The 24,781-nt window shown below is 47.4% G+C and carries 28 protein-coding genes and 1 tRNA gene; 16 read left to right on the forward strand and 13 right to left on the reverse strand.

From position 1 onward, the window contains the following. Positions 1-36: 36 nt before the first annotated feature. On the reverse strand, positions 37-369 hold the full coding sequence (locus tag HV243_RS00305; RefSeq protein ID WP_053389776.1) for a DUF1493 family protein: 333 nt from the start codon (positions 367-369) through the stop codon (positions 37-39). 296 nt (positions 370-665) lie between these two features. After that, positions 666-956 carry a SymE family type I addiction module toxin gene (locus tag HV243_RS00310; RefSeq protein ID WP_047415746.1) on the reverse strand — a complete coding sequence of 97 codons (291 nt, stop codon included), beginning with the start codon at positions 954-956 and terminating at the stop codon, positions 666-668. Positions 957-1,092: 136 nt separating this feature from the next. Between HV243_RS00310 and HV243_RS00315 the strand changes: the two genes are divergently transcribed. Beyond that, entirely contained in the window at positions 1,093-1,284 is a 192-nt protein-coding gene (locus HV243_RS00315; protein ID WP_003844491.1) for a toxin-antitoxin system HicB family antitoxin, read from the forward strand. A 70-nt stretch (positions 1,285-1,354) separates the two neighbouring features. On the opposite strand, the gene HV243_RS25680 is transcribed toward HV243_RS00315, so the two are convergent. The 9 genes from HV243_RS25680 to HV243_RS00355 form a co-directional block, all read right to left on the reverse strand. Next, a complete protein-coding gene (locus HV243_RS25680) occupies positions 1,355-1,537 on the reverse strand; it encodes a DUF6680 family protein (protein WP_308457948.1) in 183 nt (60 codons plus the stop codon). Between the two features lie 334 nt (positions 1,538-1,871). Next, positions 1,872-2,192, reverse strand: a complete 321-nt coding sequence (locus tag HV243_RS00320; protein WP_181603900.1) for a TA system toxin CbtA family protein — start codon at positions 2,190-2,192, stop codon at positions 1,872-1,874. A 33-nt stretch (positions 2,193-2,225) separates the two neighbouring features. Then, positions 2,226-2,591 (reverse strand): type IV toxin-antitoxin system YeeU family antitoxin, encoded by a 366-nt coding sequence (locus tag HV243_RS00325; RefSeq protein ID WP_181603901.1) that lies wholly within the window; start codon positions 2,589-2,591, stop codon positions 2,226-2,228. Positions 2,592-2,622: 31 nt separating this feature from the next. After that, positions 2,623-2,844 carry a DUF987 family protein gene (locus tag HV243_RS00330; protein ID WP_181603902.1) on the reverse strand — a complete coding sequence of 74 codons (222 nt, stop codon included), beginning with the start codon at positions 2,842-2,844 and terminating at the stop codon, positions 2,623-2,625. Between the two features lie 8 nt (positions 2,845-2,852). Continuing rightward, positions 2,853-3,323, reverse strand: a complete 471-nt coding sequence (radC, locus tag HV243_RS00335) for a DNA repair protein RadC (RefSeq protein ID WP_181603903.1) — start codon at positions 3,321-3,323, stop codon at positions 2,853-2,855. A 69-nt stretch (positions 3,324-3,392) separates the two neighbouring features. Continuing rightward, complete coding sequence (locus tag HV243_RS00340; RefSeq protein WP_181603904.1) at positions 3,393-4,214, reverse strand: DUF932 domain-containing protein; 822 nt, start codon at positions 4,212-4,214, stop codon at positions 3,393-3,395. Positions 4,215-4,903: 689 nt separating this feature from the next. Next, positions 4,904-5,743: a hypothetical protein gene (locus HV243_RS00345; RefSeq protein WP_023303145.1), complete on the reverse strand. Its 840-nt coding sequence runs from the start codon at positions 5,741-5,743 to the stop codon at positions 4,904-4,906. 58 nt (positions 5,744-5,801) lie between these two features. Beyond that, entirely contained in the window at positions 5,802-6,236 is a 435-nt protein-coding gene (locus tag HV243_RS00350) for a hypothetical protein (protein ID WP_181603905.1), read from the reverse strand. Between the two features lie 308 nt (positions 6,237-6,544). Next, complete coding sequence (locus HV243_RS00355; RefSeq protein WP_181603906.1) at positions 6,545-7,855, reverse strand: hypothetical protein; 1,311 nt, start codon at positions 7,853-7,855, stop codon at positions 6,545-6,547. A 384-nt stretch (positions 7,856-8,239) separates the two neighbouring features. Between HV243_RS00355 and HV243_RS00360 the strand changes: the two genes are divergently transcribed. The 14 genes from HV243_RS00360 to HV243_RS00430 all read left to right on the forward strand — a co-directional run bounded on the left by HV243_RS00360 (position 8,240) and on the right by HV243_RS00430 (position 21,563). After that, positions 8,240-8,476, forward strand: a complete 237-nt coding sequence (locus HV243_RS00360; protein WP_023303142.1) for an AlpA family transcriptional regulator — start codon at positions 8,240-8,242, stop codon at positions 8,474-8,476. Positions 8,477-8,833: 357 nt separating this feature from the next. Continuing rightward, positions 8,834-9,478: an inovirus Gp2 family protein gene (locus tag HV243_RS00365; RefSeq protein ID WP_181603907.1), complete on the forward strand. Its 645-nt coding sequence runs from the start codon at positions 8,834-8,836 to the stop codon at positions 9,476-9,478. A 647-nt stretch (positions 9,479-10,125) separates the two neighbouring features. Further along, positions 10,126-10,491, forward strand: a complete 366-nt coding sequence (locus HV243_RS00375; RefSeq protein WP_029463789.1) for a hypothetical protein — start codon at positions 10,126-10,128, stop codon at positions 10,489-10,491. A 44-nt stretch (positions 10,492-10,535) separates the two neighbouring features. Beyond that, positions 10,536-11,273, forward strand: coding sequence for a HupE/UreJ family protein (locus HV243_RS00380; protein WP_023303139.1), 738 nt, complete (start codon positions 10,536-10,538; stop codon positions 11,271-11,273). Between the two features lie 13 nt (positions 11,274-11,286). Continuing rightward, on the forward strand, positions 11,287-11,976 hold the full coding sequence (locus HV243_RS00385; RefSeq protein WP_023303138.1) for a hypothetical protein: 690 nt from the start codon (positions 11,287-11,289) through the stop codon (positions 11,974-11,976). Positions 11,977-12,125: 149 nt separating this feature from the next. After that, entirely contained in the window at positions 12,126-12,488 is a 363-nt protein-coding gene (locus tag HV243_RS00390) for a hypothetical protein (protein WP_249415224.1), read from the forward strand. Positions 12,489-12,551: 63 nt separating this feature from the next. Then, positions 12,552-13,472, forward strand: a complete 921-nt coding sequence (locus HV243_RS00395; protein WP_181603910.1) for a hypothetical protein — start codon at positions 12,552-12,554, stop codon at positions 13,470-13,472. A gap of 53 nt (positions 13,473-13,525) precedes the next feature. Next, positions 13,526-14,284 (forward strand): Tat pathway signal sequence, encoded by a 759-nt coding sequence (locus HV243_RS00400; protein WP_181603911.1) that lies wholly within the window; start codon positions 13,526-13,528, stop codon positions 14,282-14,284. A gap of 235 nt (positions 14,285-14,519) precedes the next feature. Continuing rightward, the gene (gene nirA / locus HV243_RS00405; protein ID WP_181603912.1) at positions 14,520-15,806 is read left to right on the forward strand and encodes an MFS transporter; all 1,287 of its coding nucleotides are present in this window, start codon (positions 14,520-14,522) and stop codon (positions 15,804-15,806) included. A 104-nt stretch (positions 15,807-15,910) separates the two neighbouring features. After that, positions 15,911-16,180, forward strand: a complete 270-nt coding sequence (locus HV243_RS00410; protein ID WP_023303133.1) for a metal-sensing transcriptional repressor — start codon at positions 15,911-15,913, stop codon at positions 16,178-16,180. 12 nt (positions 16,181-16,192) lie between these two features. Next, positions 16,193-17,329, forward strand: coding sequence for a nickel/cobalt efflux protein RcnA (locus HV243_RS00415; protein WP_181603913.1), 1,137 nt, complete (start codon positions 16,193-16,195; stop codon positions 17,327-17,329). Positions 17,330-17,488: 159 nt separating this feature from the next. Next, a complete protein-coding gene (locus tag HV243_RS00420) occupies positions 17,489-17,917 on the forward strand; it encodes a NirD/YgiW/YdeI family stress tolerance protein (RefSeq protein ID WP_181603914.1) in 429 nt (142 codons plus the stop codon). A gap of 265 nt (positions 17,918-18,182) precedes the next feature. Then, positions 18,183-19,169 (forward strand): ATP-binding protein, encoded by a 987-nt coding sequence (locus HV243_RS00425; RefSeq protein ID WP_181603915.1) that lies wholly within the window; start codon positions 18,183-18,185, stop codon positions 19,167-19,169. A gap of 3 nt (positions 19,170-19,172) precedes the next feature. After that, entirely contained in the window at positions 19,173-21,563 is a 2,391-nt protein-coding gene (locus tag HV243_RS00430) for a S8 family peptidase (RefSeq protein ID WP_181603916.1), read from the forward strand. Positions 21,564-21,666: 103 nt separating this feature from the next. Here HV243_RS00430 and HV243_RS00435 read toward each other — a convergent pair whose 3' ends face one another. Both HV243_RS00435 and HV243_RS00440 read right to left on the reverse strand, forming a co-directional pair. Next, positions 21,667-22,851 (reverse strand): integrase arm-type DNA-binding domain-containing protein, encoded by a 1,185-nt coding sequence (locus HV243_RS00435; RefSeq protein WP_181603917.1) that lies wholly within the window; start codon positions 22,849-22,851, stop codon positions 21,667-21,669. Positions 22,852-23,013: 162 nt separating this feature from the next. Continuing rightward, a tRNA-Sec gene (locus tag HV243_RS00440) sits at positions 23,014-23,108 on the reverse strand. A gap of 290 nt (positions 23,109-23,398) precedes the next feature. Between HV243_RS00440 and HV243_RS00445 the strand changes: the two genes are divergently transcribed. After that, positions 23,399-24,781: a glycoside-pentoside-hexuronide family transporter gene (locus tag HV243_RS00445; protein WP_053390200.1), complete on the forward strand. Its 1,383-nt coding sequence runs from the start codon at positions 23,399-23,401 to the stop codon at positions 24,779-24,781.

Below are 24,781 nucleotides of genomic sequence, written 5' to 3' on the forward strand. Positions count from 1 at the left end.
GCGGTAGGTCGGATAAATGGCATCCGTCAATAAGGTTCAGTCATAAAGCCATTTACCCGCTTTTGCAGACTCTGCCAGCATGCGGAGTGTTAATGGCTGTGGCTCATCGTCATCTCTGCTACAGGTAAACATTGCATAAAGTATGAATGTCTCAATAGGCCAATATTTATAGAAATCGAAATTGACGCAATCAACATTGAAAGTTGCAAAGTAAGCATCCATGATGTCTGCGCCCGTTTCACTGGCCCACACATAATCTCCCGTTGAAAGACTGGTATCGAGAGTGACTGGCCAACGCTTTTTAAAGAATAAGCTGGGTTTATTAAATGTTTCATCGTACCAGGCGATGATATCATCATCACTTACCATAGCTTATCTTTACCTCTGACGTCTTTGAGACAGAGATAAACAGTAATTGCCATTTTAACAACTCATTTTGTTGAAAAATAATATATGAGGGTTTTTACGATTGGTTTGCAATAGTGAAAACATTAATAATAGAGAAAAATAAATAAATCATTCCACAGTTAAATTTAAAATAGCCATATATAATTAGGATGATTGGTTATGGAAGAGTGATTCATTTTGAAAGTAGGCCGGATAAGCGTTAGCGCCATCCGGCACCTGGTAAACCTATAAGTAACGCTTACAGGTTCAGTTATATGTTACTGAAGAGTCGCCAGCGTGCTCCCAATTCTATTCAGCTTCTGATTTGCCTCTTTCAACTCATCCTGCAACCGTTGCTCCTGCTCACCATAGACCATCAGGACGATGCAGCCATTCATCACTTTTACGGTAATCTGTTGCCCGGTATCAAACCCCGCTTCGCGTAGCCACTTGCCGGAAAGAATAATTTTGGGTGTGGATTTGTCGAAAACATTCGGGCGATATCCCACAATTACCGAACGCTCGGTTCCAGATTGGTCGGTGTCTGGGGTAGAATGCGAATCAGCCATAATCAACTCCTTGATAGTTGGTGAGGTTAGCTCTCGTCGGGTACTGCGAATACCGGGCGAGAGCGTTTATGAGTCAGGTCGTCAGATATAAAGGTACGTACCTGATTGGTGGTATACTGCTCTTGTAGGTACGTACATGTCAACAGCTAAACGCGACCCAAATCAGTCTAAATCCGGAAAAGCACCAACTTTCCAGATTCGTATCACACCCGAGTTAAAGGCGCAGTTCGAGGCTGCGGCAAAGGCAGAGGGGATGAGTTTGGGGAATTGGCTCAAAACCTTGGGGAGAAATGAATTACGTAAATTAGGTATTGAGCCAGAAATGTAGGTTAGTTCTATTAAGAATTTTGAGCGTCAGAGGATTCGGGAAAAGAAACTACATCCATTTTCAATGCTGTTTAACCAGAGAAAATTGAAGCCATCCCTTTGCGAATTTTTAGATTATCTAAATTTATTTGCCCGTGAGCAACAGCTATATAAATAGTATTCTGCAAATGAACTCGATCAAAATCGTAGCCTATATCTTTAGCCATAACAGAAAGTAAATTCGCAAAAAGTCTATGGCTAGTCTGATCCCATATCGTGTTACCACTCTCACTTTCTGGAAAGTGTGTGCATAAAGGAGTGTTTTTCGATAAGTTTTTGTACTCGGACTGCGAGCAAAGGACTTAAAAGTGTAGCAAAACAGTAGCGGCAGTTAGTGCTAAATTTATTGTCTTTTCCTTAATTCTGAAGGTTATGACAATTGAGACGAAATAAAATCTTTGAGGATGATATGAGCATTTTGGCGGAGATCACAGGAGTCGCATTTGATAGTTAATCATGTTGAATTTATTAATTATTTTCCTATGTACTTTTCTAACATGCCCCCAATTATGCCCCCACATGTTTTTCCTTAAGGAGCAATTGGCTGATTTATGAGCGTTTCAAGCCAAGGTTGAACTGTGCCCGATGAACATCCAAAGGTGTTAGCCAAGGTTCTTGATCCTGCCAGGAGAAACCCTTCTGGTCAATGCGTACAAGCTCGAATCGTTCTACTAGGAAATTAACAGCATCAGTAAGATTCACTCCCGCCTCTAAATGTTCAAGAATCGCCGTATCGTTACTGAACGGTGTGTCGTTGATCGTGAGGCCGTAATGATGTTCTAAAAGATACGTTAATAGTTTTTGCCAAATCTGGACAGGAGACAGGCGTGACGAAACCGTCACTGTTGCCGGTACAGTTGAAATATGCATGAGTTGATTCCCTGATAAAAGAAGAGGAAGGCGTTACCTGGTTATAGCTGACTGGGGATAAATAGCGATGTAAACATAACCATAAGAGCCGAGAGTGTCAGCTTCACAAGTAAGTCCGTTGTGATGCAGTGTGACGCAGTGCTGGCTGCGAGTATCAAGCTCGCCAGTGGTCAGCATCCGCTCAAGCTGTTTCGTCATTAGTGGAAACGCTTGGTCCAGACTCAATGCTTCATCATCACTGAATGAGCCATTAAACCCTGCCCGGTCAGCCAGAAAGTATAGGTGGTTGCCTTCCTGAACCAGGCGAGCGCCGAAGCACGGCGTGATATTACGTTTTAATCCCCACTGAAGGCAGGTTGCGTTCTCCGCCGATGTGTCGGATAAGGTGGTCGACTGCATTAACATATTCCTTAATGACTGAGTGGGATGATTAGTTCACCGTCACGCTGCGAAGAATGGCGTACGGGCCTGCCCGATCCTGACGACGTTCAACAAAAACAGCGAGTACACCGCTTATATCCTGAACTTCACGTCCGTAGTAATGGCGGACACTACCATGCCACTGGTAGTGTTCTGAACAGAAGGCAGATAGCCTGGATTCGGGATGCTGACGATAAATATGCATCGCCTGGCGCTTACTGATGATTTTCATTCTGCACCTCACAACCAGCCACATTCAGCAAAAGACACCACTTCGTTCCCGACCACAAGATGATCCAGCACACGCACTTCCACCAGAGCCAAGGCTTTAGTAATCCGCTGGGTAACATGTTTATCCTGCTGGCTGATTTCTGTCGTGCCGGATGGATGGTTATGCGCCAGAATGACCGCAGCGGCGTTATGTTTCAGGGCTGATTTAACCACTTCACGGGGATGCACTTCGGTATGGCTGAGCGTGCCGGTAAACAGTGTTTCTCGCTCCAGCAGGCAATGCTGATTGTCAAGATACATCACGACGAAGACTTCCCGCTCCAGGTGAGCCATCTGTAGTTGCAGCCAAGTTTTTGTGAGGCTGGTTGAGGTAAATGACTCACTCGGTTGACGCTGGTATTTCTCCAGCAGACGTAATGCTCGCTGGATGACTCGCTGCTCGTTTGCAGGAAATACCGGGGACAAATTGATCGTAGACATGGTTGCTCCTTAGAAAGAAAAGCCCTTCCGAATCTTCGGAAAGGCGTTAAGGGAAAATGGTGAAATGGTTCATGAAGCAAGCTGCAGCATATTCTCAGCCATCACCCAGAGGGCACGGTTGAGCTTCACATCACCGTCAATACCTTTCACTGCTCGGGTATGGGAGCGCTTTCCTTGGGTTGTTCTCCCCAATAGCCCGCCTTTAATCAGGTTTTCCTGAATACGCTGGTAAGTGGTCCACAGGTCGTTGCTCTCGTCCTGCCAGCGACGTGGCGAAAGTATCTGCGATTCCGTCACCGGCTGATGCTCTTCTCCAAAGCGATAGGTTAATGCTGCTTTCGCCATTGCCTGCTGTGCGGGTGGCGGCAACAAAAGCGACTGCATGGCATCGCGTTTCTCTTCTACGCGGTCAAATATCCCCAGTACTTCGTAGGCTCCTTCAATGACTTTCTCGACTACGTTGCCTTTGTGCGGCACCCGCACCTCACCGAAACTCTCCCCGCATACCAGCCCGTTCTGGCATACGGCACGAAATAACCCCGGCAGCATCTGGTAAGAGCTGGAACCATCATGGCTGTTCAACAGGATAATTTCTGGCACCTGTTTGCCGGTAATTTGTCCTTCCCGGCGCAGACGAAGCATGTGTTTCGTGTGCTCTCGTTTACTTTCATCCCGGACGCGGGTCTGGCAGGCAAAGAACGGACGAAACCCTTCACGTTGAAGGTTATTCAGCAAAGTAATAGTGGGAATGTAGGTGTAGCGTTCGCTCCGGGATTCATGCTTTTCTTCGCTGAAGACGCTTGGCACATAATGGGCCAGTTCGTCGCGGGTTAATGGGCGGTCCCGACGTACAAGGTTGACTGCACCAAAGCGGCTGGCTAAACGTGTCATAGTTAATTCCTTTAAAAATGGGCATAAAAAAGCCACTCCACTGGAGTGGCTTCGGATGGAAGATAAAATATTCAGGGAGAAGCTGGTGGCTGGTCTTGCTGTGGCGACAGTTCACTGTCAGGTAATGTCGGCGGAGTTAGCTTGTCGATCTGGTAATGTTGTAATCGCTGCAGAATAAAGGGTTTACTGTACTGGATGTATCGAAGACACCATTCGTACTTCACGACTCGCCTTATGATCAGAGGCAAGCGTTCATACGCTTTGCTGCACACCGATAAAACAAAGGCATCATCATTAATTCTGTCCTCTGCTATTGCAGCCAGCCCTTTGATAAAGGAGCGCTTCAGCTTTTGTCGAGAATTAGCTTTCAGGTGAACGTCGGAAGGCGATAGTACGTGTGATCCAGGAGCTGGCACACAAACCGTGTTGCCAGATAGGGGCTTTTTCAGGCAAGAGTAGCGAGTTTTTTTATGAGCCTTATCAGGCTAAGGGTCATCAGGCTGGCTCCCAATGTTTGGCATACGACCGACTTACTCCTTAGCAGAGTGAGTCCTGCAACGCTAAAAACAACGGGCCAGGTCAGATCCAGTGATTGTGTATCTATATCGTCAGGGAATTTCGGGTATTTCATAGGACTGTCCATAATACGTCCGGTATCGCGGGTAGCGTATACCGGACCGGGTAAATAATTAGGGGAGATCGACGGAAGCTATTTCCTCAGAAGCGTTTGTGGGGCCACTGTAAACGCCGACGTATTCATTTAGAGGGAAGATAATTACTGCATTATTCTTCGGATCAAAAGTGCAACCATTTAATCCTGCAATTGCAGCAGTTTTCCCTGAGTTTTTATTTTTCACAATCAGTTTATTGTCTGCACAGTTGCTGGCTTTAACAAAACTCACTACATAACCGTCCTGCTCAGCGACGGTTTCAGTCGTCGTTAGTTTTGGCTCAGGGCTACGTCCTGTCTGCCCACTTACGCGCTCGCGGCTGTAAGGAACATATTGAACAGCGTCGTTACGCATGGTTGGCGGGTCGTTGTTCATGCTCAGGTAAACAGGGCAGTCAGCAGCACCCACTGCACAGCTCTTACTGAAAATAGTACGAGACGGCCAGCCTTTAGTGCCAATGTAGGCTGCACCAGTTTCATCCAGGCAGTAAGTTTCCTCCCATGCATAGTCTTTATTCTGGCCCGGCATGGTGCGGGTGGTAATAAGGCAGGTCAGAGCTTTCACTGGCTTACCGTCGTAGCGGATAAAGTTTTGCTCCAGCGGTGCACCCGGGTACAGCAGGGGCGATATGTTTGCAGCCGCAGCCTTATTTTGCGCATCAACCGAAGCACTGGCCTTTCCGCTATGTTTTACGTTCACGGCCTCGTTGTTCATGTCCCGCAGCATTTCGCCGCCTTTTTCTGTCAGAAAGAAGGTATAGCGCTCAGGATGAATGTTCCCCTGAATGGTGATGGCAGAGCTGAATGCCGGGAGCGAAAGGGTGCAGACTAAAACCAGGCGTGAAATGAATGTCGCCATAAAAGATATCCTTACTGATGATTAACAATGTGGGAGCATGAGTTACTGGAAGGGGTGATTAATGGCTGATGCAGTCTTCCCAGTTGAGGTCCGACAGAGCGTCCCTGAGCCCTGCGGTTTTGAACGGGTGAGATACGGGTTTATTCTTCCGGGTGATTTCAATTTGCCCATGGTTGCCTGTGCTTTTGAGCGCTATAAAAGCCGCCTCATCTAGCGGGTAATGAACAGCGTCGATATTGATTCCCATGGCTTCTTGTCCATTATCTGGTATATCCATTGGCTCCTTATCAGACCCGCTATAGCTCACTATCAAATTGCTGTCCCGGCAGGTGATCGTCATACGTTCTCCGGCGCTATTGTCGGCGTTAAGTTCAAACTCCATCGCATTGACAGTGCCAAACCAGTTGCCCCATTGCTGCTCCTGACCCATGGCATGCACAACACAGCTAAACAATGTTGCACCGAAAAGAAGTACAGATGTGATCTTCAACATAGAGATTCCTTACTATTGTTTTACAAACGAAAAATGGCCTTTTGTTGTACAAAGGGCCATTCGATCGTATGCATTTTGTCCGGGGCGGGATAATCGTTATTACAGATCAGTTACCAGAAATTGATCGTTATTATCTATGTAAATAGCGATCAATAATTCACTATCAATAGGTATCAATTATCACCACTTGAAGTATCGATCGGTGTTGCAGATCAATGCGGTGAGACACTCCAGAATCTGTCCGGAATGATCTCACCGTGGTAATACAGGTCTGAAAAAAAATGGGATGCGTCAGAACGCGGGGATGCTCAGTCTTCGTCCTTGTCACCTTCCATCATCGCTTTTTGCAACCTCGTCCAGATTCTTTTTGAGGTTGAGCCCGGATTTTTATCTGGCATCGGTGCTGAGTGTTCATCACTGCGAGGTAATTTCCCCATACGTTTCAGAGCTTCCCCAATGGAAATATGCGTAACCTGGCCATCGCTGGAATTATCAGTAGGAGAGGCGTGCAGTACCGTTGCATTATGAGTTTGACAGTCCTTTTCTTCCTTTTCCGTTATTTCATTGACCGGAGCATATTGGCTATAGGACTGTATTTCCGGTATGAAGGACATGTTACTGATAGTAGCAAGTTCGGTAAGTGTTGTGACTGTAAATGGTTCAGAAACGGGATTGGGCGCGGATGTTTTATTCTTTATCCGGGCACGCAAAGATGCTTTTCTTTCTCTGGTATCAGAAGTTGCTCTGTACTGATGTACCTGCCATGCCTTTTTAAAACGTTGCATAAATAGTTCATCTTTTAAAAACAAATAAATGAACAAAAAATAAAACTTAACAGCCATGTATTTTTCAAAGGAGCCTGACGGCCTCAGCATGGATAGCATACTGCTGTTAGTAAAAGGTGCCGGATTGGTTTCTCCTGTATAATGCCCCTCACGGTCTTTTCTCCGGGTATTCATTCGACTTCTGTCTTTCTGAATGTATTTCCATGCCCAGTCGCATTTTTTCTTGCTTTTTGGTGAAAGAGGGAAATTTATACTCGAAGGATAAATTTCCTCCCACTTGTTACGAATCTGGCGCATCAGATCGAGCCTGGCTTTGAGGGTCGCAGGTGCACGGTCAAAAAAATCCTCTATAACTGATAGACGCTCTTTATTATCGACAGGGTAAGCATCCAGTTCCAGTTTATTGTAAAGGGAATCATGTATATTGGAATAGCGTTGGTTCCTTATTCTACCAACTATAAAAACGTCCAACTCAAGCAATTTGAATGAATCGTGTATCTGGCTTTTGATAAACAGCCATGTGAAGTAGCAAGCATCAGGTGATTTTTTTACCCAAGAAAATTCAGATGCGGGCATCTGGAGTGATTTAAACTCATTAAAATCTATTGTGTAGATCCTCTTGACCTCATTATCTTTTATCAGTCGCACAGCCTGATTAATTGCCTCTTCAGCGATTTCAATATTACTGCCAAATATGTCATCTGCATTGTAAATGTTTTTAGTTGATGCCAGTTTATTGGTCAGTATGGCCAGATCCTGATCAGATAGATACCACAAGAATAATCTCATGGCTCTCCTGTTATTTATTATTGCACTGTGCAGTGAATTTTCCACAAGTTACGTCCTGTAATACGTTTCGATTAAATTTCAATCATCATAAGGTCAGGTATAAAAATAGTCAAAAAAGAAGAGCGAAAACTAGTTATTTTCATAGCTATAAACGTAGCTTTTTATGTAGTAAAAAATGTAGTACATGACTGGCCTGTAAGTCTCGTAACGTCAGGGCTTTTACCATATTTATGGATGTGATTTCAGCATGGATTTCTGCTTCCAGTTTATCATAGTGTGACGACAGGGTGACTTCTGAGCATCTGCAGTAAAAGGTTGCAGCTTTTCAAATGCTGCCCAGATCACTGGGAATGTTAAATCGTACATACGCGACCAATGACATGAAAGGATGCCGACCGGTGTCCTCCTAATAAATTACGGAAACATGTCATGAGCACTATTAATATTCACGAAGATAAATTCGTTAGCATGCAGTTCATTACTGAACTAACAGGGTTATCTGATAAATGGTTTTATAAGCTGGTGCATGAAGGTAAGTTTCCAAAGCCGGTGAAGTTTGGTCGCAGCTCCCGCTGGATTGAAAGTGAAGTAAAAGAGTGGATCGAGGAGAGGATTAAATTATCGCGTTCTGGTTCTATTGTAATCTTTAATGAGGAAAACAAGTAAGCCCTTTCCTTATGAAAAACTAGCTAACTTCGGAGTGAATTCTAAATATAGAATGTGAATATCTCTTGGAATTCAGCGGTCGTTTAATACACCAGTTGTGTTGGTATGGTAATATATACTCATCAGTACATACCTGCTATACATGCGTAATATAAAAATCAACACCAAGCATTACACTAAAATAAGCAACAATAACTACCACATAAACTTCATTAATATCACATCAGTGATATATGTCCGATACGTTTATCAGTTAAACATGGCATCTACACTCTAACAATCTGAAGTGATATCACTCCCATCCTTTAAAACATTATGGCATCAGCAATGATGCTCTTCATTCTGAGAAAAGAAACAATGAATAATATCTATACACTCAATATGAACCATGCACCATTCAACACTCATTACTTACATCGATTGTCGAATGTCATTCATAACGCTGTGCGTGAACATCCAAGAACAACAGCCATTCGTGTTGACCTTCATGTACCCAATTATAAAGATACCGGTGATAGCATTTCTTGCATTATCGATATGAATAAAGGACTCATGTCCCGTTTTATTGAAGCACTTGATTCCCGTATACAGATATTCCTGAAGAACAAAATTAAAAATGGCATGAGAGTCTATCCGTGCCATTTACGCTACGCCTGGGTTAAAGAAATTGATAAAGATAAAAGTGATAAACCACACTGGCATGTGGTGTTATTCCTCAATAAGGATGCCTTTCTCGGTCTCGGTGATTATACGGGGAATGATTATAACGTGGCCTCTATGATTCAGGCTGCATGGTTGAGCGCTTTAAAGCTACCTTTAGCTACTGAATATTTAACGCTGATTCACTTCCCTGAGAACCCCTGTTATCACCTGAATATCAATAATCCTCCAGCCTACTCTGAGTCATATAACGGTTTAATGTACCGCCTTAGCTACCTGGCAAAGGAACGTACGAAAGTATACAGCAATGAGGAACGGTCATTTGGCTGTAGCCAGTCTTGATCGAACAAGGGCTGGTCAGAGTGTTACCGCTAGCCACATCTCTCAACCACACACAAAGCCAGCTAACCATGCTGGCTTTTTTATTTTTCTCCGGAGTTCATGATGAATTACTTCGTTTTAGCCACTCATGCCGTCACCGCAAAGGGCGAATGGGTTACACCAGAATCTGTTCAACAGGTTGATTTTGATTCAATGTATTGTATTTACTGCAAACTGCAGATCGGCGTTCAAGTTGATCCACTGACATCTACAAAAACGTTTGTGCACCTACCGGGACATATCAATAATGTTGCTCGGCTCAAAACATGTCGATTTAACAAGCTACAAACAGCACCAGAGCAAACCTCGCCAAAAATCATCCCATCTTCGGAAAAGTCCATTCGACCTACTAACACGACGATAAGGCAATGGCGATGCTGTTGGTGCCATGTTTGTTGGCATGGAGAGAAGATATGTCCTCAATGTGCTGACTGGATCTATGCAACTGATGTGTAAGAGCTGTATCGACTGCTTGACGCCAAAAAGCGGAAGTTATGCCAAGTAATTATTAAAACAACATCCGGCTCCAAAAGACCTATTGAAATGCGGTCAGCAAAACAGATACATTACGCACGTTGTTACCTTGTATCATCAGGATGTCGTTGACTGTGTTTTTTAGCCGCGAAGTCATTTCCAGAATCGTGCTTATCATCATGGCTGTTGCCGTGCTGAGCAGTTCGCTTATGGCAAAACCACAGGCTATGTATAATGTTCAGGATACAACGTCTGTCAGTGAGCATCAGCACGACAGCGATGAGCCGCTGAATGAACACGATCCGCTACTGTTCCACTCGCACGGTAATGTGCATCACCTCAATGCCGATCATTCCCACGATCTGAACAAGCTCTTCACTCTGACTGCCTTGCAGGCCTGGAACGCAGGTATGCGCGCGACGTTTGCACTGAGTTCAGAACAAATTCTGCGAATGCCACAGGCCACCCCCGAACGCCCTCCGAGATCCCTGTCTGCGTAATAACTGCTGTTAATTCGTTATTATTCAAACTGTAAGGATTTTGTATGAACACCTGCCTTAATTTACAAGGCCGGTTGAGCGGTGGCCTGTTTTCGACTCAGGCGCGTTCGGCTTGTCTGTTTTTCTTATTGTTATTGCTTTTCTACAGCCAGGGTGCGGCCGCACATGGCGTAGCCGAAGGCGACAAAGGGTATATCCAGGAAATCACTGGTATTAACATCATCCCGTTTATCTACCTTGGCGCGAAGCATATGGTCACCGGCTACGATCATCTGCTATTTCTGTTCGGCGTGATTTTCTTTCTCTACAAAATGCGTGATATCGGGCTGTACGTCAGCCTGTTTGCTATCGGGCACTCCACGACGCTGCTTATTGGTACGTTCTTTGATATCAGCGTCAGCGCCTATCTCATTGATGCCATTATCGGACTGTCCGTGGTCTACAAAGCCCTTGATAACCTTGGCGCATTCCAGCGCTGGTTTGGCTTTCAGCCTAATACGAAGATGGCTACGCTTATCTTTGGTTTCTTCCATGGCTTTGGCCTGGCGACCAAAATCAAGGAGTTCGAAATTTCCCCCGATGGCCTTTTCGTCAACCTGATTGCTTTCAATGTCGGGGTCGAGATAGGTCAGCTTCTGGCGCTGAGCGCCATCCTTATCATCATGAGTTACTGGCGGCAGACGGCGAGCTTTTTCCGCCATGCCTACACCGCCAACGTGGTGATGATGAGCGCCGGTTTCCTGTTAATGAGTTACCAGATTTGTGGCTACATTTTAGCCTGAGGGAGAAAAGAGAATGTATAACACCGATTTACCTACCCGCGCAGAGCTGCCGTCTGCAATGAAGCTGATGCAGTCCACTATTCTGGCGGCTATCGTCGCTTTGACGCTGCTGATAACCATCGTGATGCCTTCAGAATACGGTATCGATCCAACGGGCGTTGGCCGTCTGCTGGGCCTTAAACAGATGGGCGAAATCAAAACGCAGCTGGCGGAGGAAGCCGCCACGGACAAACAGGCGAGTACGAGCCAGTGGGGACAGTCAACCACTCCGGTGAATGAACGTCCGGTGCCAGATAACCCGCCGACAATCACGCAAAACAACTATCCGGAGCTGAGCGTTCCGGCGACAACTCGTGCGCCAGAAGCCCCAACTGCCGGTTCTCAGCGCAATCAACTGTTAATTACTCTGAAACCGAATGAAGCGGCTGAAGTTAAGATGGAAATGCGTAAGGATGCCCGGGTGACTTACCAGTGGACAAGCTCTGGACCTGTCAACGTGGATGCACACGGCGATCCGGTTAACGCACCGAAGGGGTTTTACCACGGCTATGGTAAGGACCGGCAGATAACCTCAAGGGATGGTGTGTTGCAGGCCGCCTTTGACGGTAAGCACGGCTGGTTCTGGCGAAATCGTGGTTCACAAACGATTACTATCCAGCTTGATACCAATGGCGAATACCAGAGCATTAAGCGCGTAATCTGATTAATCAGGCCCGCATTATGCGGGCCTTTTTACACACTTCGGCAATACAAGACTTTACACTCCAGCCTCTTACATCCCCCCTAGGGGGATGCTAATATTTTTAAACCGTTGTCACTGTCCATTGAGAGAAGCCCTCAGCGATGTACCTGATGTTTAAACGTTCACCCCGTTATATTCTGATGATTGTCATCATGGCCGTTGGCATGATGATATCGTCGATGGGGACGTTTGCGTCGCACGGTACAAACGGCCTGACAGGCTACGAGATGAATCTGCACGATGCAGAAGTCACCATGTCAATGCTGGATCACTCTCATGACTCTGACATCCCTCAGTCTGGCCACGCAGGCCATCATCAGACAGACCATTTCCATGAAACCCCTCAGCAGCCGCCCTCTGTGGAGATCTCCCTCTCTCCTGTAGCAGACAGATGGTTGCCGCTTGCCGATCTTCGCTGCCCAGTTAAGGCCACGGACATCATTTACCGCCCTCCAAGCACCCGCAAGATCTGATCGCTGTTGCCGGTAGCAGTTTGCTGCCTGGCGTTTACCAACTTCAGATTTAGCGGAGAAGCTATGTACACAGACTCCATACAGGCGCGTCGTGAGATTGCGCGTAATTTTACTGAACTTAATTATCGCATTAACCCTCTGCACTGGCAGACACTGTGCATGGGCGTGAATCGCGATCTCCAGGCCAAAAAACTGCGTCCGAACGTCCCTGTTCCTTCGCGGCGTAAGGTCATTCCGTTCCTGAAAATGATGCACAAAGAAACGGGTTCGATGTTGAAAGCTATTCTTGCTTTTGGTTTCGATGGTCCCTGGACCTCCAGCGGTGGTTCGTTTCGTCTGGCGCGAGAAATTGGGTTCGACATTGCCCACCATGCGAAAAATATTCACCACAAAAACGGTACCGTCACCTTCCTTGAAATTGGTGCTGCCTGGGCAGGTTTTCGTGCTGAAGAAGCGACCAGCCATCAGGCGACGATTTCCGGGCTTGCCCAGAGTTTCAGGGAGCAGCTTGGGGAGAGTGCATTCCTGCATTTCACCAATCTCACGCCATGGCACGAATCGCTGCCAAAGGGGGTGACTGAGCATCCCTACGTGACGGCAGCCGGTCTCTGCGCACTGGAAAATCGCGGCGTTCAGGCCGGTGGGGTCGATATTATTTATTCCCAGGCCGCAGCCTATTTCGAGCAGGACTACACAACGTTCCTTCGCAGCGCAGCCCGTCTGCTGAAAGGGGATGGCGTCTTAATCTTCAACCATGATCCTGTTCTGGCGAGCTCGATGGATGAAGTCGCGTGGGAGCACGGACTCCGGCTGGTCAGACGTAAGCAAATGGGCGGAATGAATGGCGCGATTGCCCGTTATCACCGGCTTCGTTCATCCCCAGTGAGTCAAATGGTTTTCCCCGGCGTAAACCGGGAACAGGACGATGAAGTGGTCTGTGAATCACTGGTTATGTCGGCACTTCGTCGCAGCGTGGAGGTGTAACGCCCGATATGTTGACGCGCAGACATTTTCTCACCACCACAGGAGCGTTGCTGATGACAACATTACTGCCGGGGGAAACCCTGGCAGCCTCTCTGGCCGAAAAAGTCAGTGATACATGGCAAAGAATTATCGCTCGCCGCACTGCTAAGGAGACGATAACGCCGGGCTGGATTTTGCAGTCGCTCGGGCTTCAGCCGGGCTCAACGGAACTGCGGAGAGCCATTTTTGAACTGGTCAGGCGCGTGCCCTATCAGCTGGGGTCATGGAATAACCAAAGCATGAGCCTGTTTGAGCAGGGTTTTGGCGACTGTCGTCATAAAGCCGCCACGGCCGAACGATTGCTGGTTGCCGGTGGGATTACGGCGAAGAGAAAACTGGTGCAGTTTGACTGGGCTGATTTGCCCGTTCCTCCGGAAATACTGGCTATTTTGCCGCAAACCCAGGGATTTCATGACACAGTGACTTTTGAGTTAAACGGGAAAACATGCCTGTTTGATGCCACCTGGGATATCGCCCTGCGCGGCGCGGGTTTCCCGGTGATGCCTTCCTGGGATGGCAACTCTGATACCTGGTCGGTGACTTCCCGGATGTCGACGCAGCAAACCGTACAGATGCCACAGCCCGGGCAGGATATTTACAGCGCTAACCAGATGAGCTGGCCTCAGCGCGAGAAAACCATGGCCTTCAACCAGGCGCTGAATAGCTGGCTGGACGACGTTCGGGCTAACCGTGATGACTGGTGCACTATCGTCCATAGCGATGTTGAAGCCACGCGGCTGAGTCTGAAAACCTGCCTGGGACTTCTGAGTTAACACCTTTCTCGTCAGTAGGGGCTTCGCAAGGAAGCGGTGATAACACCTTCGACACTTTTTATGCTGCTTCAGGTATAACGCTGGGATACCTGAAGCTTTTTTTATTCAACATATCAGATGGTTGACAAATCACTCATCCTCCCCACCAGGATAATGCTTGTCATTTTTTTCAGGTCCCTCTATGCTTCCAATATCCCCCCCAGGGGGATGCAAATTTAAGCCAAGAGAATTCCTGATGCTCAATATTCTTTCTAATCGTACCTATCGCCACCTGTTTATGGCACAGGTTATCGCCCTTATCGGCACCGGTCTGGCGACCGTTGCGCTGGGGTTGCTAGCTTATGATCTGGCCGGAGACAGGGCCGGTGCTGTGCTGGGTACCGCGCTGGCTATCAAGATGAGCGCCTACATTCTGGTTGCGCCAGTAGCGGCGGCCTTTGCCGACAAATTCCCGCGCCGCGCCATGCTGGTGACGCTGGACTTAGTCCGCGCTCTGGTGGCGATCGCGCTGCCTTTCGTCACCCAGATCTGGGAAATCTATATTCTGATCTTCGTACTTCAGTCTGCCTCAGCGGCGTTCACGCCAACCTTCCAGGCAACTATCCCGGATATTCTTCCTGACGAACGCGAATATACGCGGGCGCTGTCTTTGTCGCGTCTGGCCTACGATCTGGAAAGCGTTATCAGCCCGATGCTGGCGGCGGCGCTGCTGACGGTCATGAGCTTCCACAATCTGTTTGCCGGGACGGCGGTCGGGTTCCTCGCCTCTGCGGCTTTGGTTGTTTCCGTCACATTACCAAAGATGAAAGCGTTAACGGTTAAACGCAGCATCTATGACAAAACGACGCGAGGCATGCGTATCTTCCTGAAAACACCAAGACTGCGTGGCCTGCTGGCACTCAACATGGCCGTAGCAGCGGCGAGCGCGATGGTTATCGTCAACACCGTTGTTCTGGTTCAGGCTGATTTTGGTTTCTCACAGCGATCTACCGCCATTGCTCTGGCCTTCTTCGGTGTGGGTTCCATGGTGTCGGCGCTGGTTCTCCCAAAACTCCTCGACAAAATGAGCGACCGCATGCCGATGCTTGTGGGGACCGCGCTTTTAGTGATTGGACTTGGGCTGGGTATTTTCCTGAAGGATTACGTCACGCTGGTTGTGCTGTGGGCGCTGCTGGGTGTGGGCTATTCGCTTTCTCAGACGCCAAGTGGTCGCCTGCTGCGCCGCTCATCAACGGCTGAAGACAGACCTGCGCTGTTTGCTGCCCAGTTTGCACTGTCGCATTCCTGCTGGCTGGTCACTTATCCGCTGGCCGGGTGGGTAGGTGCCACATGGGGAACACAGGCTTCGTTTGTCGCCCTGACTATTGTGGCCGTGCTGTCGCTGCTTGCCGCCGTACTGATCTGGCGTCCTGAGCATGAAGCTTACGCTCAGATTCACCGTCATACCGATTCAGACACAACCCATGAGCATGATTTCGTCATCGACGATGAACATCCGTCATGGCCGAAGAAAGATAAGTAATTAACCCAAAAAGACAAAGAATCAGGAGAGGATAAGCCGATAAAAAGTGTGACCCTGGCGTTGATACACATTATCTTATCCCCTCCACCTGGAGAGGATAAATCATGACCGTTCACGCATCACACCCTGACATTATTAAAAGACTTAAACGTGCCGCAGGGCACCTGAAAAGTACCATCCAGATGCTCGAAGATGAAAGAGCCTGTCTGGATATCGCCCAGCAACTGCACGCAGTGGAAAAGGCGATAACGAATGCGAAGCGTACCTTAATTCATGACCATCTGGATCACTGCCTGGAGGACGCCCTTCATGCCGACCACAGTGAGTCTGATAACACGCTTAGCGAATTTAAAGAGATAACTAAATATCTTTAAGGCAAGCGAAACATGACTGATTTTTCTGCTCTTTTACAGCAAGGCGTGGCGAATGCCTGGCTGTTCATCCCCAGTGCGATCCTGCTGGGTGCGCTTCACGGACTGGAGCCGGGACACTCCAAAACGATGATGGCCGCGTTTATTGTGGCTATCAGGGGAACGGTGAAACAAGCCGTATTACTGGGGCTTGCCGCGACCATTTCTCATACGTCTGTGGTCTGGCTCATTGCTATGGGCGGGATGTACATCAGTCAGAAATTCACCGCCGAGTCCGCTGAACCCTGGTTCCAGCTGATTTCAGCCATCATCATTCTTGTCACGGCGGCATGGATGTTCTGGCGCACCTGGCGCGGTGAAAAACTGTGGAAAATGGAGCAGGAAGAGGAACATGGCCACGGCCATCACGAACATGACGAAACCCGCATAATCGATACCGGCCACGGCAGCGTTGAACTCTCTATTTTCGAGGAAGGGCAACCGCCTCACTGGCGTTTACGCACACTCAGCGGCAGGAAATGGGAAGCCAGCAATATATCTGTGGCCACAAGGCGGGGGACTGGAACGTATTCTCAGGTTTTCGACTTCGTTGAAAAAGACGGGTTTATGGAATCAGTCCTGGCAATCCCTGAGCCACACAGTTTCGATGTGCGCCTGTCTTTAGGCCATCGTGGGCATGTACACGATTATGATGTGGAGTTTCGTGAGCATAAGCACGGTCACGACCATGACCACTCCGCGCTGGAGGGGCTGGATGTTAATTCCCGCGAATACCAGGACGCTCACGAAAAAGCCCATGCTAACGACATCAAAAAACGTTTTGCCAATCGCAGCGTAACCACAGGGCAGATTATCCTGTTTGGGCTAACCGGTGGACTCATTCCTTGCCCGGCGGCCATCACCGTTCTGCTGCTCTGCATCCAGGTGAAGGAATTTACGCTCGGCGCTGCACTGGTACTGTGTTTCAGTATCGGCCTGGCGATTACGCTGGTATCAGTAGGCGCGGCGGCGGCTTTCAGCGTTCGTCAGGCGACAAAACGCTGGAGTGGCCTGGATACGCTGGCGCGTCGGGCACCGTACTTCTCAAGCGTACTGATTGCCCTGGTCGGCATCTACATGGGTTATCACGGCTGGATCGGCGTGACTCGCTGATTTCGCCTTACGAGACTCATCTCTGAACCCACCCATCGGTGGGTTTTTTATCTCTGAAGCCCGTCACATTTTTATCCCCCTACCGGGGATAGCAATTGAGCTTTTACAGGCGCTCATTTATCATCGAAACATCCTCCCTGGGAGGATGTAAAATCATAAATGGAACCTGCTATGCAAAAACAATACTTCAGTCAGTTCATCAACGTCACCGGCGTGTTGCTCACTTCATTCATCGCCATTCCAGCCCTTGCGGCGCAAGGCGGTTTCTCCGCAGAGAAAGAGCCAGTCGCCACTGAGCGCATGTATGCCGGTCATAAGGTTCAACAGGAAAACAGTCAAAGTCGCATTCAGGCCGTGTCGTCAATGCACGAAGGGGCGTGGATCACGCTGGAAGGCAATGTCATCAGCCAGCAGCAGGAAGAGTGGTACACCTTCCGCGATCCAACCGGAACCATCAAAGTTCGTATTCCGCAGAAAGTCTGGAACGGGCAGCACTTCGATGCGCAGGATCTGGTGCGGGTGAGCGGGCAGATAAGCCGTGAGAATGGCACCACGAGCGTTAATGTTGAAGTGATTAAAAAGCCTTAATGTGAAGAGTCATTAGAACTGTGAGTTCAACGGGTCGATGGAACGCTTATTGTGGGATTTTTTTATCATGATATCAGTAAGTTGCTTAACTTATTGATATTCATATTTTTATAAAATTACCTAAAGGATGTAACCCCCATTCTGATATGCAAATAAAATCTTCAGGGATTCAAGAAATGTTGATAGAACGAACTTCTTATGGCGTTACGCCGATGCTAAACTGAACTAAAGGTTTTGTTTGTATGGGTATGCTCAGGGGAAAAAGATGGCTAACGGTAAGGTTCTCAGACAGCTTATAAAAGCTGGAGCGACGGGTGATGTCGCGGCCTTCCGTCGTGTTTCGGAAGTGATCATTGAAGAAGAACGACAAAAACAACATCATCTTCTTGCCAATGACCTTGAACATATTCTTTATGGGGATCACGCGATACAAACCTCTCGAGTGCCAACTGCACCTCCAGTGCCAGTGGACAAAGAGCGAGGCTTGCCTTTGCTAGATATTAGACAGCCAAGTCGTTCTTTAGATGAAATCGTACTACCTGAATCAAGTTCAGATGCTGTCGAAGAGATACTTGAAGAAAATCGTAGGGCTGATGTGTTACGCACTTACGGAATGAAAGCTATCAGCAAAGTTATTTTTTTTGGTCCTCCTGGGTGCGGTAAAACTCTTGCTGCAGAAGTAGTGGCTTGTGAATTGGATATGCCGTTGGCCATCGTCAGGCTTGATACTCTGGTTTCTTCATATCTTGGTGAAACTGCTGCTAACTTACGCCAAATATTTGATTTTATCTCTCAATACCCAATGGTTGTACTCTTCGATGAGTTTGATGCTATAGGTAAAGAACGTGGGGATAGTGGGGATCATGGTGAGTTAAGACGAGTTGTGAATGCTGTTTTACAAATGATGGATGCGTACCAAGGAAAAAGCTTAATTCTTGCAGCAACAAACCATGAACATATCCTGGATAGTGCTATTTGGAGGCGTTTTGACGATGCTATCGAGTTCCCACTACCCGATAAACATCAGTTGTCAGAATTGATGAAACTCAAACTTCGTGGTATTCGCCGCCAGTTTGAGCTTGAAGACGATGAGGTTCTCTCATTATTCATTGGAAAAAGTGGTGCTGATTTAGAACGGATTGTAAGACGTGCAATCAAGAGAATGATTTTACGTAGCCAAGAGTTTTTGACTCTCAAAGATCTTAAGAATGCACTTTTACGGGAAAATATAAACAAAACTCGTCAGGGATAATAAATGACGGAACAATATCAACATCTTATTATTGCTAAAGAATCTCTTCAGAACCCTAGACGCACACGCCAGTTCAAAATTCCGAGAACACAGCGTTCTGACTTGCGCTTGCATGGACGCATTTTGTCTGAGCAATTACGAAGTATTACACAATTAGCTAATCCACAAATTCCAGGAAAGGATAATGATGGTCGGTATATGCTGAAGTTACAGTATACCGGGATGTTAGATATTGCTCATATGGATAGGCATGGAATAGAGTTCGTCAGTCAAGAAGATAAAACAATATGTATTGCCTTTGCTGATGAACGAGGAATCGCTCTTTTTGAGGAACACCTTTCACAGCTTGGTCACGCTCATATAACCTACCAGCAAATTTTAACCGCATTGGATAGCGTTGATGTTTGGACTAATGAGGATCGCAAAAGCTGGTCAGTGAAACAGTATGGGTTTCCTGATTCAGATACCTTCGGTCTAGATGTTGAGCTGTGGCCGGTAGAAACGACACACCATCCTTCTCGAGACCGGATCTGCGGAGAATTTGAAAACTGGCTCCGTGAAAATATGATTCATCGCTTGGATAGAATTAATCTTGATAGTTTGCTGATGTACCGGGTTAGAGTAAATTTAGATCAAGCTGAAAAACTGCTTGAGCACCGTGATGTTCGAATGGTGGACCGTCTCCCTGTCAGTGGAATCTCGTATGAGAAATTGAACAAAGATATCAATCTCATCCCCGAATATATCCCATCTCCATTACCTAATGCCGTAAAAGTTTGCATCCTTGATAGTGGAATTAATACCGCACATCCATTATTGCGTAGTGCAATAGCTGAGAGTGCCTGCTTCGTGGATAATGAAGATGAATCTGACCATTTTGGACATGGTACTGCTGTTGCGGGTATTGCCCTATATGGTGATGTTGAGGCTTGCGACGCTAGTAATTTCTGGCAACCATCAATGTGGTTATATAATGGCAAAATTCTTAATGCCCAAGGGGAATTTGATACTGCTACGATTGAAACAACTTTGACCGAAGCAGTAGAATATTTCGTTGGTCTAGGATGTCGTATTTTTAACTTATCACTTGGCAATGTAAATGCGCCTTACGATGGAAAACACATCCGAGGTATTGCTTATGTGCTTGATGTGCTGGCGAGGCGTCACAATATCCTTTTCGTAGTTTCCGCAGGTAATTTTAATGGTAGCAGCGACCCTGATGTTCCAGCAGAAAGTTGGCGGACAGAGTATCCCATCTATTTAATCCACGATAGCTCAGTTATTATTGATCCAGCGCCCGCACTCAATGTTCTAACGGCAGGAAGTTATGCAAGGCATAATGCAACATTTGACGCTCAACGTCGTGCTGATGAAATTAGCCATTTAAGCCCAGCAGGTGAATATCAACCTTCGCCATTCACACGGCATGGACCTTCTGTGAAAGGTGCATTTAAACCAGAAATAGTTGCGCACGGTGGAAACTTTGCGGCACCTATGCGTAATGCTGGGGGTCAATGGCGACAACATGCAAGAGGACTTGGTGTGCTAAGCTGCCACCATCAATTCCAAGGAAGTACACTTTTCTCTGAACAAAGTGGAACTAGTTTTTCTGCACCTTATATCACGCACCTCGCTGCGCGTTTACTCAATGAATATCCAGATATGTCTGCTAATATGTTGCGAGCTATGCTTGTCAATCACGCTGCGCTGACATCTCAGATGGAGAATACATTCTCAGAAGAGGTTACAGAAAATTATAAATCTGAACCTTCAACCCGAAATCGTAGTGTTATTCGAGATGTCGTTGGATATGGAATTGTTGAGGAAGATGGTTTATATCGCTCGTCCGAGGAAGTGGTTGTGATGATGTGTGAAGAGCAAATCTCTGATGACACTCATCAATTCTTTGAGCTTCCATTACCTACATCTTTTTTAAGAACTCAGCGAGCAGTAAGAGAACTGCACATTACTTTAGCGTATTCACCAGTAGTCAGGACAACGCGATTAGATTATACAGCAACACAAATATCTTACAGGCTTGTTAAAGGTTCTTCGTTGCAAGAAGTTCAGCAATACTTTAATCATGATATACAAGATGGTACTGATTCTAGGAATGACGATGCGGTAAGCAATCGTTCTATTACTGCACAACAACGTGATCATGGTACAGTACAATCCTCTAGTTGGACTTTTAAGCAAAGGTCTCCAGATGAAAAGTGGTTTGTGGTTGTAACTAGAAATGATCGTGAGTGGGGCACCCCACTTAATAGCCAACATGAATCTTATGCATTAGTTGTTACTGCAACGGACAGAGAAAACGCTGAAGCTAATCTTTATGCCGAAATTGAGGCACGAATTCGTGAGCAGGAGCGTTCCAGGGCTCGGGTAAGTTAAATATAAAGTATTTAGCTTTTGAGCTAGGTGGGAAAAAAAAAGATTCTCAATCTCTATTATAAGAATGCTAATATGGGTTGAGAATCTTTATACTGCTGAATTTTCACACACCTTGAGAGGCTAAATTTTCTACATAATCTGCATACTTCTGCATCATTTCTCTCCGCCCTTCCAAATACTGAGCATGGTTGTAAGTCCCACGTATCGCATTCTTATCCACATGCGCAAGCTGCGTTTCTATCCATGCTGAGTTAAAGCCTTTTTCATGAAGGATAGTACTCATCGTGTGGCGGAAACCATGCCCCGTCAGCCTTCCTTTATATCCCAATAGCTCAATCACCTGATTAACGCTTTCCTTTGAGATCGGCTTCGTTCGATCATTGCGTCCGACGAAAACCAGTGGGTATAGCCCCGTAATAGGCTTTAGTGACTCAAAAAGTGAGACAACCTGATTCGACATCGGAACGATATGTGGTCGTTTCATTTTCATCACTTCAGCGGGGATCTCCCAAAGCCGCTTTTCAAAATTGATATCCTCCCAGCGGGCAAAACGTAATTCCTGAGTTCGTACCCCTGTAAGCATGATGATTTGAGTCGCAGTCTTGGTAATAACGCTACCGGTGTAACCGGCAAGATCCCTAAGAAAGTGAGGGAGTTCTTCGGCAGTCAGGAATGGAAAATGTGTTTTCTTTGGTGTTGCGAGGGCTGTGGCGAGATCGGGTGCTGGATTGTATTCCGCGCGTCCGGTCACAATCGCATGACGGAATACTTCACCGCTGCGCTGCCTGACTTTGCGCATCTTTTCTAATGCACCACGCTTTTCCATACGACGAAGGGTTTCCAGCAATTCCATGGGCTTAATTTCAGCTATAGGGCGCTTACCGATGTAGGGGAAAATATCCTTTTCAAAGGTATCAATAATTTCATCGCGATAGCGTAATGACCAACGATCCGCTCTCAACTGATGCCATTCACGCGCAATAGCTTCGAAGGTATTTTCATAGTTAAGCTTTTGGGCAATTTTCTCTGCTTTCTTTACTTCACCGGGATCGCTTCCAGCAGACAGCAGCTTTTTCGCAGCATCACGCTTTTCGCGTGCTTGAGCGAGAGAAACCTCGGGATAAACGCCGAAAGCAAGACGCTTTTCTTTACCAGCGTAGCGATACTTTAAACGCCAGTAACGTGAGCCGTTGGTAGTTACTTCTAGGTAGAGGCCTCCACCATCAGATAGCTTATACGGCTTCTCTTTGGGCTTGGCTGTATCAATTTGTCTGACTGTTAGCTTCATTGGGGGCATCTCAAAATAGGGCTGTAAATCATGCCCCCCATTATGCCCCCAGAATTCACTTGATTCTGGTAGAGACAGTAGACCTCGGGAGAACATAATAAGCGTTAATTGCGGGTATTATAGGGGATTTACTTGAGACAGTGGAGTTCAGTTGAGGCTAATTGGCGGAAGATCACAGGAGTCGAACCTGCCCGGGAACGCTGGCGTCCCCAACTGGATTTGAAGTCCAGCCACCTCACCGGAGATGACGATCTTCCGCGCCTCGATTGCTACATGGAGGCGGGGCGCATTATAGCTACTTCCAAACGTTTCCACACCCCCTCACTCACTTTTTTAACTTCCGTTTCTCTATACCATGACCAGTTTCAAATAAATCCCCGCAAAATCCATTACTTACACTTAGACACATTTTTAGACGCTACGCTGATCACAGAAAACAAGAATCGTAATTTGATAACGAGATATCGGAATACCCGCGCTCACAGGGATGGTTTACAAGAACTGTAACCGGTATCAGGGCGTGTGAAAGTGCTAACAAGGATGCGTAATGAAAAGTGAAATTCTGTCTGTTAAAGAGAAGATTGGCTACGGAATGGGCGATGCGGCTAGCCACATTATCTTCGATAACGTCATGTTATATATGATGTTCTTCTATACCGATATTTTTGGTATTCCTGCCGGATTTGTCGGCACCATGTTCTTACTGGCCCGCGCGCTGGATGCCATCTCAGACCCTTGTATGGGGTTGCTGGCTGACCGTACCCGTTCGCGCTGGGGGAAATTCCGCCCATGGGTGTTGTTTGGCGCACTGCCGTTTGGTCTGGTTTGCGTGCTGGCCTACAGCACGCCGGATCTCAGCCTGAACGGCAAAATGATCTATGCCGCAATCACCTACACGCTGCTGACCCTGCTTTATACCGTGGTCAATATTCCCTACTGCGCGCTGGGCGGCGTGATCACTAATGACCCAACGCAGCGTATCTCCCTGCAATCATGGCGCTTTGTGCTGGCGACGGCGGGCGGCATGCTCTCCACCGTGATGATGATGCCGCTGGTGAATCTGATTGGTGGCGAAGATAAAGCGTTCGGCTTTCAAGGTGGGATTGCGGTGCTCTCCGTGGTGGCGTTCCTGATGCTGGCGTTCTGCTTCTTCACTACCAAAGAACGCGTGGAAGCGCCGCCGAGCACCACCTCTATGCGTGAAGACCTGCGCGACATCTGGCAAAACGACCAATGGCGCATCGTCGGCCTGCTGACCATCCTCAATATTCTGGCCGTCTGCGTTCGTGGCGGGGCGATGATGTATTACGTCACCTGGATTTTGGGTAAGCCGGAGGTGTTTGTCGCCTTTCTCACCGCCTATTGCGTCGGCAACCTGATCGGCTCTGCGCTGGCAAAACCGCTGACCGACTGGAAATGCAAAGTCAGCGTCTTCTGGTGGACCAACGCTGCGCTGGCGGTAGCGAGCCTGGCGATGTTCTTTGTGCCGATGCACGCCAGCATCACCATGTTTATCTTTATTTTTGTCATCGGTGTACTGCACCAGCTCGTTACGCCAATCCAGTGGGTAATGATGTCCGATACCGTTGATTACGGCGAATGGTGCAACGGTAAACGCCTGACGGGGATCAGCTTTGCGGGCACGTTGTTCGTGCTCAAGCTGGGTCTGGCGCTCGGCGGGGCGCTGATCGGCTGGATGCTGGCGGGCGGGGGCTACGACGCCGCCGCGAAAACCCAGAACAGCGCCACCATTAGCATCATCATCGCCCTGTTCACCATTGTCCCGGCGATTTGTTACCTGCTGAGTGCCGTGATTGCCAAACGCTTCTATACCCTGAAAACGCCGTATCTGACGGAAATTATGAATCAGTTGGCTCAGGGCGCGCGCCGCAACCAGCAGGATTTCACGACGAAAGAATTACAGAACTAA

This window comes from Citrobacter sp. RHBSTW-00599 (assembly GCF_013784065.1).
Taxonomy (GTDB): Bacteria; Pseudomonadota; Gammaproteobacteria; order Enterobacterales; family Enterobacteriaceae; genus Citrobacter; species Citrobacter braakii.